At 58.7% G+C, this 16,129-nt stretch carries 15 protein-coding genes; 12 read left to right on the top strand and 3 right to left on the bottom strand.

From position 1 onward, the window contains the following. The first annotated feature begins 30 nt into the window (after positions 1–30). Entirely contained in the window at positions 31–1,446 is a 1,416-nt protein-coding gene (locus tag CO656_RS27880) for a cytochrome B6 (protein WP_097527957.1), read from the top strand. 174 nt (positions 1,447–1,620) lie between these two features. Here CO656_RS27880 and CO656_RS31135 read toward each other — a convergent pair whose 3' ends face one another. The 3 genes from CO656_RS31135 to CO656_RS27900 all read right to left on the bottom strand — a co-directional run bounded on the left by CO656_RS31135 (position 1,621) and on the right by CO656_RS27900 (position 4,511). Then, a complete protein-coding gene (locus CO656_RS31135) occupies positions 1,621–2,244 on the bottom strand; it encodes a Fic family protein (protein ID WP_234819665.1) in 624 nt (207 codons plus the stop codon). 35 nt (positions 2,245–2,279) lie between these two features. Continuing rightward, entirely contained in the window at positions 2,280–2,489 is a 210-nt protein-coding gene (locus tag CO656_RS27895) for a hypothetical protein (RefSeq protein WP_018097456.1), read from the bottom strand. Positions 2,490–2,747: 258 nt separating this feature from the next. After that, positions 2,748–4,511 carry a DUF262 domain-containing protein gene (locus CO656_RS27900; RefSeq protein WP_097527958.1) on the bottom strand — a complete coding sequence of 588 codons (1,764 nt, stop codon included), beginning with the start codon at positions 4,509–4,511 and terminating at the stop codon, positions 2,748–2,750. 634 nt (positions 4,512–5,145) lie between these two features. Here CO656_RS27900 and nifH point away from each other — a divergent pair. The 11 genes from nifH to CO656_RS27955 all read left to right on the top strand — a co-directional run bounded on the left by nifH (position 5,146) and on the right by CO656_RS27955 (position 15,921). Continuing rightward, the gene (nifH, locus tag CO656_RS27905) at positions 5,146–6,039 is read left to right on the top strand and encodes a nitrogenase iron protein (RefSeq protein ID WP_028003516.1); all 894 of its coding nucleotides are present in this window, start codon (positions 5,146–5,148) and stop codon (positions 6,037–6,039) included. A gap of 109 nt (positions 6,040–6,148) precedes the next feature. Next, on the top strand, positions 6,149–7,651 hold the full coding sequence (gene nifD, locus CO656_RS27910) for a nitrogenase molybdenum-iron protein alpha chain (protein ID WP_097527959.1): 1,503 nt from the start codon (positions 6,149–6,151) through the stop codon (positions 7,649–7,651). A 124-nt stretch (positions 7,652–7,775) separates the two neighbouring features. Beyond that, positions 7,776–9,317, top strand: a complete 1,542-nt coding sequence (gene nifK / locus CO656_RS27915; RefSeq protein WP_097527960.1) for a nitrogenase molybdenum-iron protein subunit beta — start codon at positions 7,776–7,778, stop codon at positions 9,315–9,317. Between the two features lie 63 nt (positions 9,318–9,380). Next, positions 9,381–10,883, top strand: coding sequence for a nitrogenase iron-molybdenum cofactor biosynthesis protein NifE (nifE, locus tag CO656_RS27920; RefSeq protein WP_097527961.1), 1,503 nt, complete (start codon positions 9,381–9,383; stop codon positions 10,881–10,883). Further along, positions 10,880–12,265 (top strand): nitrogenase iron-molybdenum cofactor biosynthesis protein NifN, encoded by a 1,386-nt coding sequence (gene nifN / locus CO656_RS27925; RefSeq protein ID WP_097527962.1) that lies wholly within the window; start codon positions 10,880–10,882, stop codon positions 12,263–12,265. The genes nifE and nifN overlap by 4 nt, the downstream gene beginning before the upstream one ends. Beyond that, complete coding sequence (nifX, locus tag CO656_RS27930) at positions 12,231–12,725, top strand: nitrogen fixation protein NifX (RefSeq protein WP_097527963.1); 495 nt, start codon at positions 12,231–12,233, stop codon at positions 12,723–12,725. Before nifN ends, nifX begins: the two co-directional genes overlap by 35 nt. A gap of 3 nt (positions 12,726–12,728) precedes the next feature. Further along, positions 12,729–13,217, top strand: coding sequence for a NifX-associated nitrogen fixation protein (locus tag CO656_RS27935; RefSeq protein ID WP_097527964.1), 489 nt, complete (start codon positions 12,729–12,731; stop codon positions 13,215–13,217). A gap of 50 nt (positions 13,218–13,267) precedes the next feature. Then, complete coding sequence (locus CO656_RS27940) at positions 13,268–14,026, top strand: response regulator transcription factor (RefSeq protein ID WP_234819666.1); 759 nt, start codon at positions 13,268–13,270, stop codon at positions 14,024–14,026. Positions 14,027–15,139: 1,113 nt separating this feature from the next. After that, entirely contained in the window at positions 15,140–15,343 is a 204-nt protein-coding gene (locus tag CO656_RS27945) for a CCE_0567 family metalloprotein (protein WP_097527965.1), read from the top strand. After that, on the top strand, positions 15,340–15,657 hold the full coding sequence (fdxB, locus tag CO656_RS27950; RefSeq protein WP_097527966.1) for a ferredoxin III, nif-specific: 318 nt from the start codon (positions 15,340–15,342) through the stop codon (positions 15,655–15,657). Before CO656_RS27945 ends, fdxB begins: the two co-directional genes overlap by 4 nt. A gap of 57 nt (positions 15,658–15,714) precedes the next feature. Next, positions 15,715–15,921 carry an exopolysaccharide production repressor protein gene (locus CO656_RS27955; RefSeq protein WP_234819668.1) on the top strand — a complete coding sequence of 69 codons (207 nt, stop codon included), beginning with the start codon at positions 15,715–15,717 and terminating at the stop codon, positions 15,919–15,921. The last annotated feature ends 208 nt before the right edge of the window (positions 15,922–16,129 follow it).

The raw sequence follows: 16,129 nt of genomic DNA on the forward strand, positions 1-16,129 counted from the left end.
CTGCATTGTGGTGGAGAAGGCGGAAGCAACATGTCAGGGCTGCGTGAGATCATATCTTTTATTCTGATCGCTATAACTATCGCACTCTCAGTTTCCGCGCATGCTCTTGCGACCGCGACTTATCCGCTGCCTGCTGATCTGATCTACAGGACCTATCCGACGATCCCGTTTTCCGAGGCGAAGGAACTCGACGAACGTACGAAGCCGAGCGTCATGAAACGTCAGAGGAGCTTGCTTGAGGAGCGATACGATCTTTCTGACCGTCCCGTGAAAGGCGTGATGATGTCAGGTCGCCGGAAGGCGGTTCAGGCCGGCGTCCGCGTCAAACTCCCGAAGGGCGTAAGCTGGGACACATTGGCCACCAAGAGCCCAGACGAGATCAGAGACCAGGGTCTATTGCCGCGCGGCTTTCTGCCGCTGCCACATGTAAAGCAGGCGACGGGCGGCCAAGTCTTTCCCGAGGTGCAGGTCAATGAAATCGGCCGCCAGGAAGGCAGGGATCTCAGGCGTTTCGATGTCGACTTCGACCTCCCCGATCACCTGACGCCGGAGTTCCCGCCGCCAATCTTCCTGACCACGCATCCGGAACTTGGTGACGTGTCGCGTGGCGAGCTTCTGACGACCAGGAACTTCCATGACATCATGAGCGGCATCATCACGCCAGTGCAGATGGAAGGGCTTCGGCTGCTGCTAACGCCGTTTCCGCAAGAAGAGTTTAACGAGACCGAGGATCGCAAGGTTGCCGAAGAGAGCCTGGGTGTCGCCTGCCTGGACTGCCATTCCAACTTCCATACGAATGCCGCCTTCCACCTGACCCCTGACGTCCGGCCACAGGCGCAGCGGTTTCGTCTCGACACTACCAGCTTGCGTGGACTGTTCAATCAGCAGATTCATGGCTCAAAACGGTCTCTTCGGTCGATTGAAGACTTTACTGAGTTCGAGCAGCGCACTGCCTATTTCAACGGCGATCATGTGAGCGCGGCGCGAAAGGGCGTGAACCTGCTCGACCGCGCGAGTCAGGCCTCGCTGATGGCGCAGATGCAGAATATGATCGACTTCCCGCCAGCGCCCAAGCTGGACGCGTTAGGACGCCTCGATCCAAGCCTTGCGAGTGAGCAGGAATTGGAGGGCGAACGGGTATTTATGGGTAAGGGTCGCTGCGCCCTTTGCCATTTCCCGGGGACCGCCTTCATGGACAACAACATGCACGACCTGAAGCTTGAGCGCTTTTATAAGATGGGCGAAAAGGTCAATGATCTCGTGATGTCACCAGATGGTCCGATCAAGACCTTCACTCTGCGCGGCATCAAGGACTCTCCGCCCTATTTGCACGATGGGCGGCTGCTGACACTCGCCGATACGGTCGAGTTCTTCAATCTGGTTCTGGGAACAAAGCTTGCGCAGCAAGAGAAGGATGCGCTGGTTGCCTATCTGCTTGCCCTGTGAGGCCTCTCCGTCTGTGGTCCCCCCAAAAAACCTCTTCATGGCGGAATTCAGGAACGGCTGCCGGCTGGTACCGATAGTGTATTTGGATCGCCAGAGATTCTGGAGCAAGAAACACCGGCGCACCTCGCGCCTGGCTGCGTGTTGATCGGGTCGCGGTATTCCGCAAACGGATGTTTAGGAATTCGTCGAGCATGAAGAGCACCGGATTTTCTGGAATTCGGACTTGGCGAGCATGGGATCGAAGCCGGCCTTCAGCACCTCACGCAACCATCCCGAAAACGTTTTCGTCATGTCGAACGGGATCTGGATATAGACCGGTGTCAGGCCGTCAAGGAGCTTGGTAAGCGAAACCCTGGTTTCGAAGGCGTTTTCCGACGGGTGGATGCGAACAGGTTCTTCGCCACCATCTACCGCGCGGCCGTTGCCTTCCCGGAACCGATGAATCGCGTTGATCTCCGCCAGAAGCCACCCTGCGTCTCCGGCGAAGGCATCCTTGCTCTCCGTATTGGCAAGATGGTCGCGAGCGGCCAGGTCGTTGAACAGCCGATTGGCTTCGTTTTCAGGATAGCAAAACCAGTTTTCACCCTTGCCGGTGCGGATCGTCCGCGTTTCCCCCGCCCATTCATAAACGTCCTGAAAGAAGTGTCGGTGCAGCGCGCGATAGTGGGTGAAATCCAAATCGCCGTCCGGAAGCGCTTCCTCCGCACCTGAGTCGAACATCAATTGCTCGAATTCATCAAGCTGGTCCGGTCCTTGATATCCGCCTTGTTGCGCAGCACATGGCTGCCGGGATAGCATAGCGGATCTTCGACGGCATTGTAGCGGACCACCTGTCAGCCTTTTTTGAAGGCTTTGACGATCTCGCTACGGTAAGCCTCACCCTTGAGCCCACTTGCGGTCAGCGTCTTCGAAAGCGCCTTTGAAGCGGCATTCATCTCCAACCCTTCGACCTGGGCGAATTTGGCAGCCTTCTTGCCGCCGATGGGCTGCGTCACAAACTTGCCTGTCACCGCTGAGCGGGTTGTTTCCGTAGCTTTCGTCATGACTCACCTTACCATCTCCGCCGAGGCCAAAAAACACGGCCTTATTGCGCTGCACCTTCCTTTGTTTACTGCCAAACATTTTAACTGATGAAAGGGCCGTCGATCTCCGCGGCCACGGAGTTTTCCTGGCGGTTGCAGGGGAATCGCATGAGAGCTCATCCGTGTTGAACGTTCAAGACTGCGCAGAGGTATTCTTCGTACCTGGCGCTTGCTGGCCTTAACATCCGTACTTGATCTCGAAGTACAGGTGCTAGAATCCTACGAGGCTAGGGCCTGGCTTTGTGGCGACACCAGTGCATTGACGATCCGGACGCGTAGCGCTTGTTTCCGGCACTCATAGAATGTCGGGAACTGCTTGATGTCCTCCACTAGCTCGGCAATTTCCAAGCCGGCCAGGTACTCCTTGCGCGCACGCGCGTCCGGTTTTTGGAGCGCGTACCACTCGTGGGGCATCTTCTGGCGTTTTTGATTGTTTATGGTGCCCTCCAGTAGCTGGAGATTTGGCAGCCGGTTGTGCTTGTCGCCAAAAGACTCCCGCAATTGCTCGTTCACACCTGCCTTGCGGAGTTGGGCATCAGTGAAGCGGCCCTGGGGATAGATATGGTCGACATGGAAGTGGCGAGAGAGATCGAAGCCGGGAAATATCAGGGAGAGCAGGGCGAACGTCCGGCCGTCGCCATAGGGCAATTCCGAAAGCTCGTCGATCTCGACATCTGTAAAAGCTAGCGACTTTCCGCGCAGCGCCATGACAGCCTCAAGCTGCGCAACCGGAAATCCTTGCTGCGCATGAGCACTGATTTTCTCTCGGAGCGCCGTGAGAAGTGTGTCGAGCCCGCTTCCCCAGATACCTGATGCCTTGAGCAGGCTGCGAATGAGCCAGCTACGGATATTCTCGCGGTCGCCGGCGAATTCCGCGCGATTGAGATAGGAGCCGTCGAGCTTGCGGGCATAGAGATAATAGGCGATCGGCAGGATCGAGCTTTCGGCCCGAAGATTTTGATTGTTGAAGCCGAAGCTTGCAAGCAGCTGGACTGCCAGCATCATTGCGTCGCGGATCTTCGGCCAGTTCGTTTCCAGCACCGCCATGTTGGCCTTGTTGAAATTCTCGACCTTGAACCCGACGCTTCCGATGTCGGAAAGCATCAAGCCAGCCTTCAGGACCAAATCTTTGGTAAACTTAAATCCGTCACCTTCGTTGTTCATGTCATCCACAAGGGTGTGGATAGCCTCACGCGCGTCGACTTCCTCCCATTGCGCCACCGCAATCGACAGAAGCAGGTCAGAATAGGAGAGGGGGGTGCCCCCGCTGTTCATGCGGATGAAGATATTGAGGACGTGTTCGAGGCTCTGGTTTTCCTCCTCGTAGTACGTGATCACATCCTTGTCGTGGATCGTCCTGTGGAACAATCGCAGGGTCGCGCGGGCTGTCTTAACGCCCTCTTTGTCCAGGTCCAGGTCGTCGATGCTATCGACGAGAGCGTCGTAGTCCTCGGTGAGCACCCGCCCACATCGGAACCAGACTTCGCCTTTCTCCGGTGTCGCCGCCTGATAATCCGTCAGAAACTCGAAGTGAAATTTGCAGCCGCTCTCGAGGTTCGGTTCGCTGAGGAGGTTCAGATAAAGACGGCGTATGGGGAAAGCAGCATCCGTCGCCCAACGCTTGCCCGGCATTTTCCACGCGTAAGAGCCTCGCAACCCGATGTTCAGTGCGGTCATGCGCTGCTGGCCATCGAGGACGGCGGTGAGTTCTCGGTTCGGCGGATTCTTCAACAGTTCGCAATGGTAGCGGTCGCGTTCGTGATAATCGCGCACGAAGTCGTAGAATTTATATTCATTTCGGCGCTCCTGCGTGATTTTCCAGAAGAGGAAGGTCCCGAAGGGGTATCCTTGCATAAGGCTGTCGAATAGCTCGCAGATCTGCTCTGGCCACCAAACGAACTCGCGCTGGATTGCAGGCAGGATATAGTCCTGGGTGGCAATCTTCTCGAGCAACGCTTTAATAGTTCCACCCGGTTTGTACATATGCGGCCCTGTCACTCCCTGTAGCTTTGATTGAGAGCTAGCACACGGTAAAGTGGCGACACAATAAGAAACTGGAATGCCAGTCTTCGTGGGCCGTCGAATTTCCGCGTCCGATACAGCGGGTCTCAGTGGAGTCCCTGTGGATGACACCGACCGGCGGCTGGGAAGGGAAGCAGCTCGCGCGATCTCCTCTTCGAGGGTCAGTCAGCCCCGTCGGCCGTTCGGAGGCGAAGCCGATCAATCCTCCGTTTGTGCGGTCGATGACGCCGACGCATAGGCATGTTGGTGACGCGTACCCATGCCGCGTTCTCAATTCAAGCCGGGGCGGTGAGGACGTAAACTCGCTGAATAAGGCTTAAAGCGATCCCCGATCAGACTTCCCGCGAAGGCAAGCTCAGCATGGGGCTGCCCCAAATCTGGCGACGACAGCGCTGTATGCTTTGTCGGATCCGCAACACACGCTTGTTGCGCGGTATGGTTCGTCGTGTCGGGGCTAAATAGCTGAAAACAAACAAAAGAGTTTTCCGTAGGCTCGATCAGCCAAATTGGCACGAGTTTTGAACCCTTCATTGCGAGGCGGCCCGGGCTGCCAACCGCCATTGCGCGATGGATGGAACGAAGGAAGGAAGGCAACATGTCAGATTTGCGTCAAATCGCATTCTACGGCAAGGGGGGCATCGGCAAGTCCACCACCTCCCAGAATACGCTCGCGGCCCTGGTCGATCTCGGGCAGAAGATCCTGATCGTCGGCTGCGACCCCAAAGCCGACTCCACCCGCCTTATCCTGAACTCGAAAGCGCAGGACACGGTTCTTCATCTAGCGGCAGAAGAAGGTTCGGTGGAAGACCTCGAACTCGAGGACGTGCTCAAGGTAGGCTACAAAGGCATCAAATGCGTGGAGTCCGGTGGCCCGGAGCCGGGCGTCGGGTGCGCCGGCCGCGGGGTCATCACCTCAATCAACTTCCTTGAGGAGAACGGCGCCTATGACGACGTCGACTACGTCTCCTACGACGTGCTCGGCGACGTGGTATGCGGCGGCTTCGCCATGCCGATCCGCGAGAACAAGGCGCAAGAGATCTACATTGTCATGTCCGGCGAAATGATGGCGCTCTATGCCGCCAACAACATCGCCAAGGGTATCCTGAAATATGCGCATTCTGGCGGCGTGCGGCTCGGCGGGTTGATTTGCAATGAGCGTCAGACCGACCGCGAGCTCGATCTCTCCGAGGCGCTGGCTGCCAAGCTCAATTCCAAGCTCATTCACTTCGTGCCACGTGACAACATCGTCCAGCACGCCGAGCTCAGGAAGATGACGGTGATCCAGTATGCGCCGGATTCCAAGCAGGCCGGGGAATATCGCGCGCTCGCCGAGAAGATCCATGCCAATTCGGGCCAGGGCACCGTGCCGACACCGATCACCATGGAGGAGCTCGAGGACATGCTGCTCGACTTCGGCATCATGAAGACCGACGAGCAGATGCTTGCGGAGCTTCAGGCCAAGGAAGCTACGCTGGCGGCTGCCCATTAACCTCCCCCGCCGCCGGCGGGAGCGCGCCGGCATCGACCCCGGCGCGCTCTTCCTAAAGAACAACGCCTCGTCGGCGAGGCGTCACCGAACCTGAAAGGGAACAGGGCCCATGAGCCTCGACCATGAGAATGACGGCGCTCTCCACGAGAAACTTATCGAGCAGGTGCTGTCGCGTTATCCAGACAAGGCGGCTAAGCGCCGCAAGAAGCACCTGAGCGTCGCAAAGAGTGGAGACGAGGCCGGCAAGGAAGGAGAGATCCTTTCCGAATGCGACGTCAAGTCGAACATCAAGTCCATTCCCGGCGTGATGACGATCCGCGGCTGCGCCTATGCCGGCTCCAAGGGTGTCGTGTGGGGTCCGGTCAAGGATATGGTCCATATCTCACACGGGCCGGTCGGTTGCGGCCAGTATTCCTGGTCGCAGCGGCGCAATTACTATGTAGGCACGACGGGCATCGATACATTTGTGACGCTGCAGTTCACCTCCGACTTCCAGGAGAAGGACATCGTTTTCGGGGGCGACAAGAAGCTGGAAACGATCATCGACGAGATCGAAGAGCTGTTCCCGTTGAACAATGGCATCAGCATTCAATCGGAATGCCCGATCGGCCTGATCGGTGACGACATCGAGGCGGTGTCGCGTAAAAAGGCCGATGAGCACGACAAAACGATAGTGCCAGTGCGCTGCGAGGGCTTCCGCGGCGTCTCGCAATCGCTTGGCCACCACATTGCCAATGACGCGATACGCGACTGGGTCCTCGACAAAACGGAAGTGGACTTCGACGCCGGCCCTTTCGATGTCAACATCATTGGCGACTACAATATCGGCGGCGACGCGTGGGCGAGCCGCATTCTCCTTGAGGAAGTGGGGCTGCGCGTGGTCGGCAACTGGTCGGGGGACGCGACCCTCGCTGAGGTCGAGCGGGCGCCGAAGGCCAAGCTTAACCTCATCCACTGCTACCGGTCGATGAACTACATCTGCCGGCACATGGAGGAAAAGTACGGCATTCCCTGGATGGAATATAATTTCTTCGGCCCCTCCCAGATCGAAGCGTCCCTGCGCAAGATAGCCAAGCATTTCGGACCGACGATCGAGGACAAGACCGAAGCGGTCATTGCCAAGTACCGCCCATTGGTCGACGCGGTGATCGACAAGTATTGGCCGCGCCTCAAAGGCAAGACCGTGATGCTCTATGTCGGCGGCTTGCGTCCTCGCCACGTCATCACAGCCTATGAGGACCTCGGCATGGAGATCGTCGGTACCGGCTACGAGTTCGCCCACAACGACGACTATCAGCGCACCGGGCACTACGTAAAAGAGGGTACGCTCATTTATGACGACGTGACCGGTTACGAGCTGGAAAAGTTCATCGAGGGGATCCGCCCTGATCTGGTTGGCTCCGGCATCAAGGAAAAGTATCCGGTGCAGAAGATGGGCATTCCGTTCCGTCAGATGCATTCCTGGGATTATTCCGGGCCGTATCACGGTTACGACGGCTTCGCCATTTTCGCCCGTGACATGGATCTGGCGATCAACAGCCCGGTCTGGGACCTCTACGACGCCCCCTGGAAGAAAAAGGCCGGGCCGCCAATGGCGCTGGCTGCCGAGTGAAAGCCAGGGCCTCCGAGGAGCAGGGGGCCCTACATGTCCCCGACCCCAATTCGGGGGAAATCCGAAACATCTCGACATCCCCTGTGCCGCCGTCTGGTGCGCCAGATGAAAAGAGGTAACCACCATGCCGCAGTCGGCCGAAAAAGTTCTCGACCACGCTCCGCTTTTCCGCGAGCCGGAATACAGGAAGATGCTTGCCGAGAAAAGGCTGAATTTTGAATGTCCGCACCCGGACCAGATCGTTACCGATCAGCGCGAATACACCAAGAGCTGGGAGTACCGCGAAAAGAACCTCGCCCGCGAAGCGCTTGTCGTGAACCCCGCCAAAGCCTGCCAGCCGCTCGGAGCTGTGTTCGCGGCCGCAGGCTTCGAGCGGACCATGTCCTTCGTCCATGGCAGCCAGGGCTGCGTTGCCTACTACCGTTCGCACCTGTCGCGGCATTTCAAGGAGCCTTCATCGGCGGTTTCGTCCTCGATGACGGAGGACGCGGCGGTGTTCGGAGGTCTGAAGAACATGGTCGACGGGCTCGCCAACACCTATACGCTCTATGATCCGAAGATGATTGCCGTCTCAACCACCTGTATGGCGGAGGTCATCGGCGACGACCTGCACGGCTTCATCGAAAATGCCAGGAACGAAGGCTCGGTCCCGCCCGACTTCGATGTTCCTTTCGCACACACGCCCGCCTTCGTAGGCAGTCATGTCGATGGCTACGACGTCATGGTCAAGGGCATTCTAGAGCACTTCTGGAAGGGCCAGGAGCGCAAGGAAACCGGTGGAACGATCAACATCATTCCCGGATTCGACGGCTTCTGCGTCGGGAACAACCGTGAGCTCAAGCGCCTGCTCGACTTGATGGAGGTGTCCTACACCTTCCTCCAGGATGCCTCCGACCAATTCGACACGCCGTCGGACGGCATGTATCGCATGTATGACGGCGGCACGATGATCAAGGACGTGAAGGCGGCACTCAGTGCCGAAGCGACACTGTCGCTGCAGCACTACAATACCCGCAAGACGCTGGAATACTGCAAAGAGGTCGGGCAAGCGACGGCCTCGTTCCATTATCCTCTCGGGGTGAAGGCGACTGACGAATTCCTGATGAAGGTCTCGGAGATTTCCGGCAAGGATATCCCAGCGGCAATCGGTATGGAGCGCGGCCGACTAGTCGACGCCATGGCGGACAGCCAGGCCTGGCTGCATGGCAAGAAATACGCAATCTACGGCGATCCTGACTTCGTCTACGCCGTCGCCCGGTTCGTCATGGAGACGGGCGGTGAGCCGACCCACTGCCTCGCCACCAATGGCACGGCAGCCTGGGAAGCCGAAATGAAGGAGCTGCTTCAATCCTCGCCCTTCGGCAAGGATGCGCAGGTCTGGGCGGGCAAGGACCTCTGGGCGATGCGCTCGCTGCTCTTCACCGAGCCGGTGGACCTGCTGATCGGCAATTCCTACGGCAAGTACCTGGAGCGCGACACCGGCACGCCGCTGATCCGGCTGATGTTCCCGATCTTCGACCGGCACCACCATCATCGCTTCCCTCTCATGGGCTACCAAGGGGGTCTCCGCGTTTTGACGGCAATCCTCGACAAGATCTTCGACAGGCTCGACCGCGAGACGAGCGAGACGGGTGTGACGGACTATTCTTTCGACCTGACCCGCTAAAGCGGCGGTTGGCCTTTGCTCAAAGGCCGACCGTCTTCCAGATGGAGTTGAAAAACCGGCGCAATGTCACCGCTCACTGTCAAAATCAATGATGTCTTCGACGAGCCCGCCTGCGAGAAGAACCGCAGCAAGGATGCAAAGGCGCGCCAGAAAGGCTGCTCGAAGCCGCTGACACCCGGGGCGGCAGCCGGCGGCTGCGCGTTCGACGGGGCCAAGATCGTGCTGCAGCCGATCACCGACGTCGCGCACCTGATCCATGCACCGCTCGCCTGTGAGGGCAATTCCTGGGACAACCGCGGCGCTGTTTCGTCGGGGCCATCGCTATGGCGCACCAGCTTCACGACAGACCTCACCGAGCTCGACGTGGTGATGGGGCAGGGGGAGCGGAAGCTTTTCAAGGCGATCCGCGAGATCAAGGAAAGGCATGCTCCGCCGGCGGTCTTCGTCTATTCGACTTGCGTGACGGCACTGATCGGTGACGACATCGAGGCAGTCTGCAGGCGCGCGGCTGAAAAGTTCGGCTTGCCGGTGGTGCCGGTCAACGCGCCGGGCTTCGTCGGCTCCAAGAATCTTGGCAACAAGCTTGCCGGCGAGGCCTTGCTCGATCATGTCATCGGCACGGTCGAGCCCGACGATATAGGCCCCCACGACATCAATATCCTCGGCGAATTCAACCTTTCCGGCGAGTTCTGGCTGGTGAAGCCGCTCCTTGACCGGCTCGGCATTCGGGTGCGCGCCTGCATTCCGGGCGACGCGCGTTACCTCGACGTGGCCTCCGCACATCGTGCTCGGGCGGCCATGCTGGTGTGCTCGACCGCGCTCATAAATCTTGCCCGCAAGATGGAGGAGCGCTGGGACATCCCGTTCTTCGAGGGCTCTTTCTACGGCATCACCGACACCTCGGAAGCCCTCCGGCAGATCGCCAAGCTGCTTGTGAACAAGGGCGCCGATCCGGAGCTGATACAGCGCACGGAAACACTGATCGAGAAGGAGGAGGCGATTGCGTGGAAGAAGCTTGAGGCGTATCGGCCGAGGCTTGAAGGCAAGCGCGTCCTGCTCAATACCGGAGGCGTGAAGTCCTGGTCGGTCGTCCATGCGCTGATGGAGATCGGCGTCGAGATCGTCGGCACCTCCGTCAAGAAATCGACGGTCGAGGACAAGGAGCGCATCAAGCAGATCCTCAAGGACGAGAACCACATGTTCGAGTCGATGTCTGCGCGCGAGCTCTACGACATGCTTTCAGAAGGCAAGGCCGACATCATGCTGTCGGGCGGGCGCACGCAATTCATCGCGCTGAAGGCAAAGACGCCTTGGGTCGATATCAACCAGGAGCGACACCACCCCTATGCCGGCTACGACGGCATGGTGGAGCTTGTACGCCAGATCGACCTTGCCATTCACAACCCGATCTGGCGCCAGGTGCGGGAGCCGGCACCATGGGAATACCAACCTGCCGTGGAGGAAGAACTTCCTGGCACGCAGAGTGGACCCGAGACACTCCACGCCTTCGAAAAAGTATTCGCACAACAGCCGACGAAATCGGCGATCGTTGAGGAAAACCGATGACCCGCATCCTCCCCCAAACCAAATCGATGGCGGTCAATCCGCTAAAGTCCTCGCAGCCGCTGGGTGCCGCGCTCGCCTTTCTGGGAGTCAATGATGCGGTACCCTTGTTCCATGGCAGCCAGGGCTGCACCAGCTTCGCCCTCGTCCTGCTCGTGCGGCATTTCAAGGAAGCCGTCCCGTTGCAGACGACGGCGATGGACGAGGTGGCGACGATCCTCGGCGGCATGGACCATCTGGAAGAGGCGATCCTCAATCTGAAGACCCGCACCAACCCGGAACTGATCGGGGTCTGTACCACTGCGCTGGAGGAAACCCGTGGCGAGGATTTTGCAAGGGATCTCTCGAACATCAAGATGATGCACGCGAAAGAACTCGCAGGCACGGAGATCGTGCTGGCCAACACGCCGGATTTCGACGGTGCGATCGAGGAGGGCTGGGCCAAGGCTGTCACAGCCCTGCTTCAAAGCATTACGCTGCGCGGCGAGCAGGTCCGGCAGTCGAAGAAGATAGCGATCCTGCCAGGCTGGAACCTCACGGTCGCCGACATCGAGCATGTGCGCGAGACGGTGGAAAGCTTCGGACTCAAGGCGGTGATTTTGCCTGATCTCTCCGGCTCGCTCGACGGTACGGTGCCTGACGACCGTTGGGTGCCGACCACCTATGGCGGCACGGGCGTCAAGGATATCGAGGAGCTTGGCACGGCGGTGCAGTGCATCGCAATCGGCGAGCACATGCGCCGCCCGGCGGAGGTGCTGGAGAGACTGACCGGAGTGCCTTACGCATTGTTCCAGTCGCTCATAGGATTGAAGGACACAGACCGTTTCGTCTCCCTGCTTTCCGCGATTTCCGGTGCGCCGGCGCCTGCGAAAATCCGCCGTCGCCGCGCACAGCTGCAGGACGCCTTGCTCGACGGACATTTTCATTTCGGCGGCAAAAAGATTGCCATCGCTGCGGAGCCAGACCAGCTTTACCAGCTCGCCACCTTCTTTACCGGCATGGGCGCCGAAATCTCAGCGGCCGTCACAACAACCGGCACCTCGAACATTCTTGAGAAAGTGCCTGCCAAACAGGTCCAGGTCGGTGATCTTGGCGACCTCGAAAAACTTGCCGGAGGCGCTGATCTGCTTGTCACCCATTCGCACGGACGGCAAGCGGTCGAGCGCCTAGGCATTCCGTTTATGCGCGTCGGGTTCCCGATCTTCGACCGACTGGGCAGTCAGCACAAGCTTACGACCCTCTATCAGGGGACACGCGACCTGATCTTCGATGTCGCCAACATCTTCCAGGCGAACCAGCATGCGCCGACGCCTCAATCACTCGATCCGTTCCGTAACCGGGAAATGCCAGATGACAGCCCCCCGCCGACTTTCTCTCGTCACTGACGAGGTTCACTCAACGGGGCCGAAAGGGAAACCAGGTTCATTGCGTATAGCGATCGCCACGCAGGATATGAAGAGCCTCAACGCCCATTTCGGATCGGCCAAGCGCTTCGCCGTCTATGACGTCACGTCCGATGGCTGGAGTTTCGTGGAAGCCGTCGCTTTTGAAGATGTTTCGGACGAGAGCGGCAAACACCGGACCGAGGGCGATGACCGCATCGCTCCGAAAGTGGAGGCGTTGAAGGGCTGCCATCTCCTATTCTGTCTGGCCATCGGCGGGCCCTCAGCAGCCAAAGTCGTTTCGGCAAAAATCCATCCGATCAAAGTGCCGCAGCCCCAATCCATTGAAGACGTATTAACCCGCACCCAGACCATGCTCAGGACGGCTCCTCCGCCCTGGCTGCGCAAGGTGCTGACGGAAGCGGGCGCCGCAGAAAAACAATCGTTTGAGGATGAGGACTGAACGATGAGAACACCATCGGACACCGCGGTCATCCGTGCCGTCGACCCGGACCAGAGGGCCCTTGCTACGCCTTTTCTCAAAAGCCTCACACGCCTGATCCGCGCACAGGACACCTATGGAATGTGGGAGGATAAATCCGACGCCGACCTGCTGGCCGACTTCATCGTCACGAAGGAGCAGCGCCGTGAGATCCCGATCATCGGAGATCCCGATCCGGACGTGCTGTGGAGGCTCCAGATTTTCTACACCTGCGCGGCGCTTGCAATCGAGGAGCGCTCCGGACTGCTTGCATCGTCGACCATGATGATGAGCCCTGAGGGCTTCGGTCGCGTGGTACTCACCACCGGCCGATTGGTGGTTCTTTCGAAGACCCTGCGCGATGTCCATCGGTTCGGCTTCGACACACTTGGAAAACTTGCGAAGGCGGGTGCGAAACTGGTCGATGATGCCATAGCCGCAATTGAAGCCTATCCCGACGCGGCACGGGCGTGATGGAGCCGATTTTCACGCAACGGGATCGTGTAAGGCCTTGAGGACGTCCGATGGCCAGCCCACTCAACCGAGGCGAGGCCGATTTGGTTCTCGGGATAGTGCTGATGAAGCCATTGGTCCTGATCTGTTCACACGATGTGGAGCTATATCTTTTCTTGAGCCACATTTTGGGGGCGGACGGCTTCGCGAGTGAGGCGGCAGGTGACGTGAAGGAAGCACTTGCATTGGCCAATGAAAGGGAACTCCAGGCAGTAGTGTTGGACTGTGCGCCAACGAATGCGACAGGTTCCACAATCTGCGCCCGGCTCAAAGGGGAGCCCCGGACCGGGGGCTTGCCCGTTATTGCCCTGATCGCACCCGGCGCTGATAATCAACACCTCGATCTCTTCAAGGCGGGCATTGACGAGAGCTTTGTGCGGCCGATCGCACCGGCTAAGCTCCTTGAATGTCTACGAACGAAGCTGGCGCTGCCGGAGCCTGGTTCAAACGGGACGGAAAACGGCAGCTGGCTCTGCTGCGGCAGCCTTGAGATGAAGCCCGATGCCCACCGAGTTCGGGGTAATGGATACGACATCCATCTCGGCCCGATCGAGTTCAACCTGCTGCGGCATTTGCTTGAGGCTCCCGGGAAGGTCTTTAGCCGAGACGAGCTGATCGACGCGGCATGGCCGGATAATATTCATATCGGTGCACGCACCGTCGACGTCCACATCAGCCGGATCAGAAAGGCGCTGAAGACAGCCTCCCCCGGCAGTGTCATCCGTACCGTCAGGTCCGCCGGCTACTCGCTCGAGGAGCCGGACCGCTAAAAAGCGAATGGGTGTGGTGCTATTTCCATCTCCATCGTGCTGAGGGCAAGTCTTGCTGCTTCGAAACGCGCCTACAGCAAAAGCGTACTCAGTTGACGGGAGCTGACCGGGTCTATTCCGGGAACTGAACAACGCAAATGACAGTGCCGTGGTCGAGGGCCTTAACTGCGAGTCTGGACGGTCGCGCTCTTGCCGGAGTTCGGCGGGGATCAATGGCCCCACTCACGTTGTCATCGATAGCATCTCGTGTTTTCAGTCGTCCGGCCCGACCCGCCCGTTGAGTTCACCGGCCGGCACATGCCGGCACTCGTTCTGGCCTTTTGCGCCACGATCTGACGATCGCCGTATCGGCGAGCCGCGTTTGGACCCGCTTCGTCGTGAAGAACCCCCATGTCGCCCAGGTAGAATTCAATCGCAAGGCGGGCGAGGGGGCACAGGTGGCGCGCAGATGGAGCGGCCGCTTGCAATCGGCGATGGCGAGATCCGCCACCGCCTGAGGGACCGAGGCGTGAAGGGGACGATGACGACGAGCCTAGCGGTAGCCGACGCAGTCATGGTGTCCAATCTGATTCCCTCATCCCGAATACGTTTTGAGTTGTCCGTCGCCACGCGTTTCTGGCGGCGCGAAGCGCGTGAATACGTGTCTAGAACCTGACAGTGGCAGAAAACATGTCAGGTTTAGCGCAATCGGCTATCTTGGCCCATGGAGGTTTTTCGAAGCGTGATCATGCGCTTACTGTCCGCTAGGCGCGGTGGCACGGGCTTTGCTAATTGACGTGTGGCAACCTGAGTGAAGGTTGGGGACACGCACACCCGCGAGACGCGCGATGCTTCTCCTTTCCTTAAACCCGTGTGCCTCTACTGGGAGGAAAACAAGCTCCTGCATGTACGAAGTAGGATTGCCGGCTGAAATCGTGTTTCGAGGAAGAAGTCTGAAATGAGGAGAATGTGAGCATTGGCGGTTCCCACCCGGACGTGCTGTGGAGACTCGACATGTTCTACGCTGCCGTGAGGCGAAGGCCTGTACGAAACTGGTCGACGGAAGCGACTGCAGCCATTGAAGCGTACCCGACGCGGTGCGGGCGTGATGAAACGATTTTCGAGGAAGGATGAATGTCAGACCTTGAGGAGTTGCAGCAGAAGGTCCGCAAGCTGCAGTCGCGTGCGGGAGCTGCGAAGATGGAATTGCACGACCTTGCCGAGGACCTCCCCGTCAATTGGACAGAGATCAAGGCCGTTGCCGAGAAAACCTTCTCCGTTTTTGCTGAGTTGGACGCGGCCAAGAGAGATCTCGCTGCGTCGGAGAATTCGCGATGACGAGCGCTTTCGTCACCCGCGACGGCTCCAAATGGATGCCGGAGTACCTCACCGCTATTGATGGCACGACCTGCATTGGTTGCGGCCGCTGCTTCAAGGTGTGCTCGCGCGAGGTTATGCACCTTTACGGCGTCGATGATGCAGGTGAAGTCCTCGGCATCTGCGACGGCGAGGACGATGACTTCGATGGCGAGCTCAATCGCATGATCATGGTCGTCGACCATGCCGGGCGCTGCATCGGCTGCGGAGCCTGCTCCCGCGTCTGCCCGAAGAGCTGCCAGTCCCATATTGCGGCCGATAAGGTCGCTGCATGATCTGGTGGACAAACGAGGAGAACGGCGTTGCCCTTTAGAATCTTTTGTCGCATTCTGTTGCTGGTCCTATGCATCAACGCTCTGACTGTCTACTTCGCTTCTCATTCCCTCCGCATAGTAGTCGTCACGACGCTGGCTAGTTCGCTGCTCCTCCAGGTCGCCTATTTCGCAAGCGTGCTCTTTCTGATCTGGCGGTCTAGTCGTGCTAGTAGAGCTGGCCAAATGGTTAAGCAATTCGGTAGTTGCAAGGAAGTTGGATACTAGCCGAAGACGATGACGAGGTCAGGAATGAATCTTCAGACGTGCCTCAACTCGTTCAGATGGGCGGCATATCGCTGCTCCGTTGAGGCGCGGTGATAAGGCAGAGCTCAGATTCGCGCCACTTAGATCAACCCGCGTGACCTTGCCCCGTTGAAATAATCCATTTTGAAGTAAGCTCTGGCCCATTGAGAGGACCAGAGAATGAAGCGCA

Origin of the sequence: Sinorhizobium sp. FG01, assembly GCF_002531875.1 — a bacterium.
In the GTDB taxonomy this organism is placed as follows: Bacteria; Pseudomonadota; Alphaproteobacteria; order Rhizobiales; family Rhizobiaceae; genus Sinorhizobium; species Sinorhizobium fredii_C.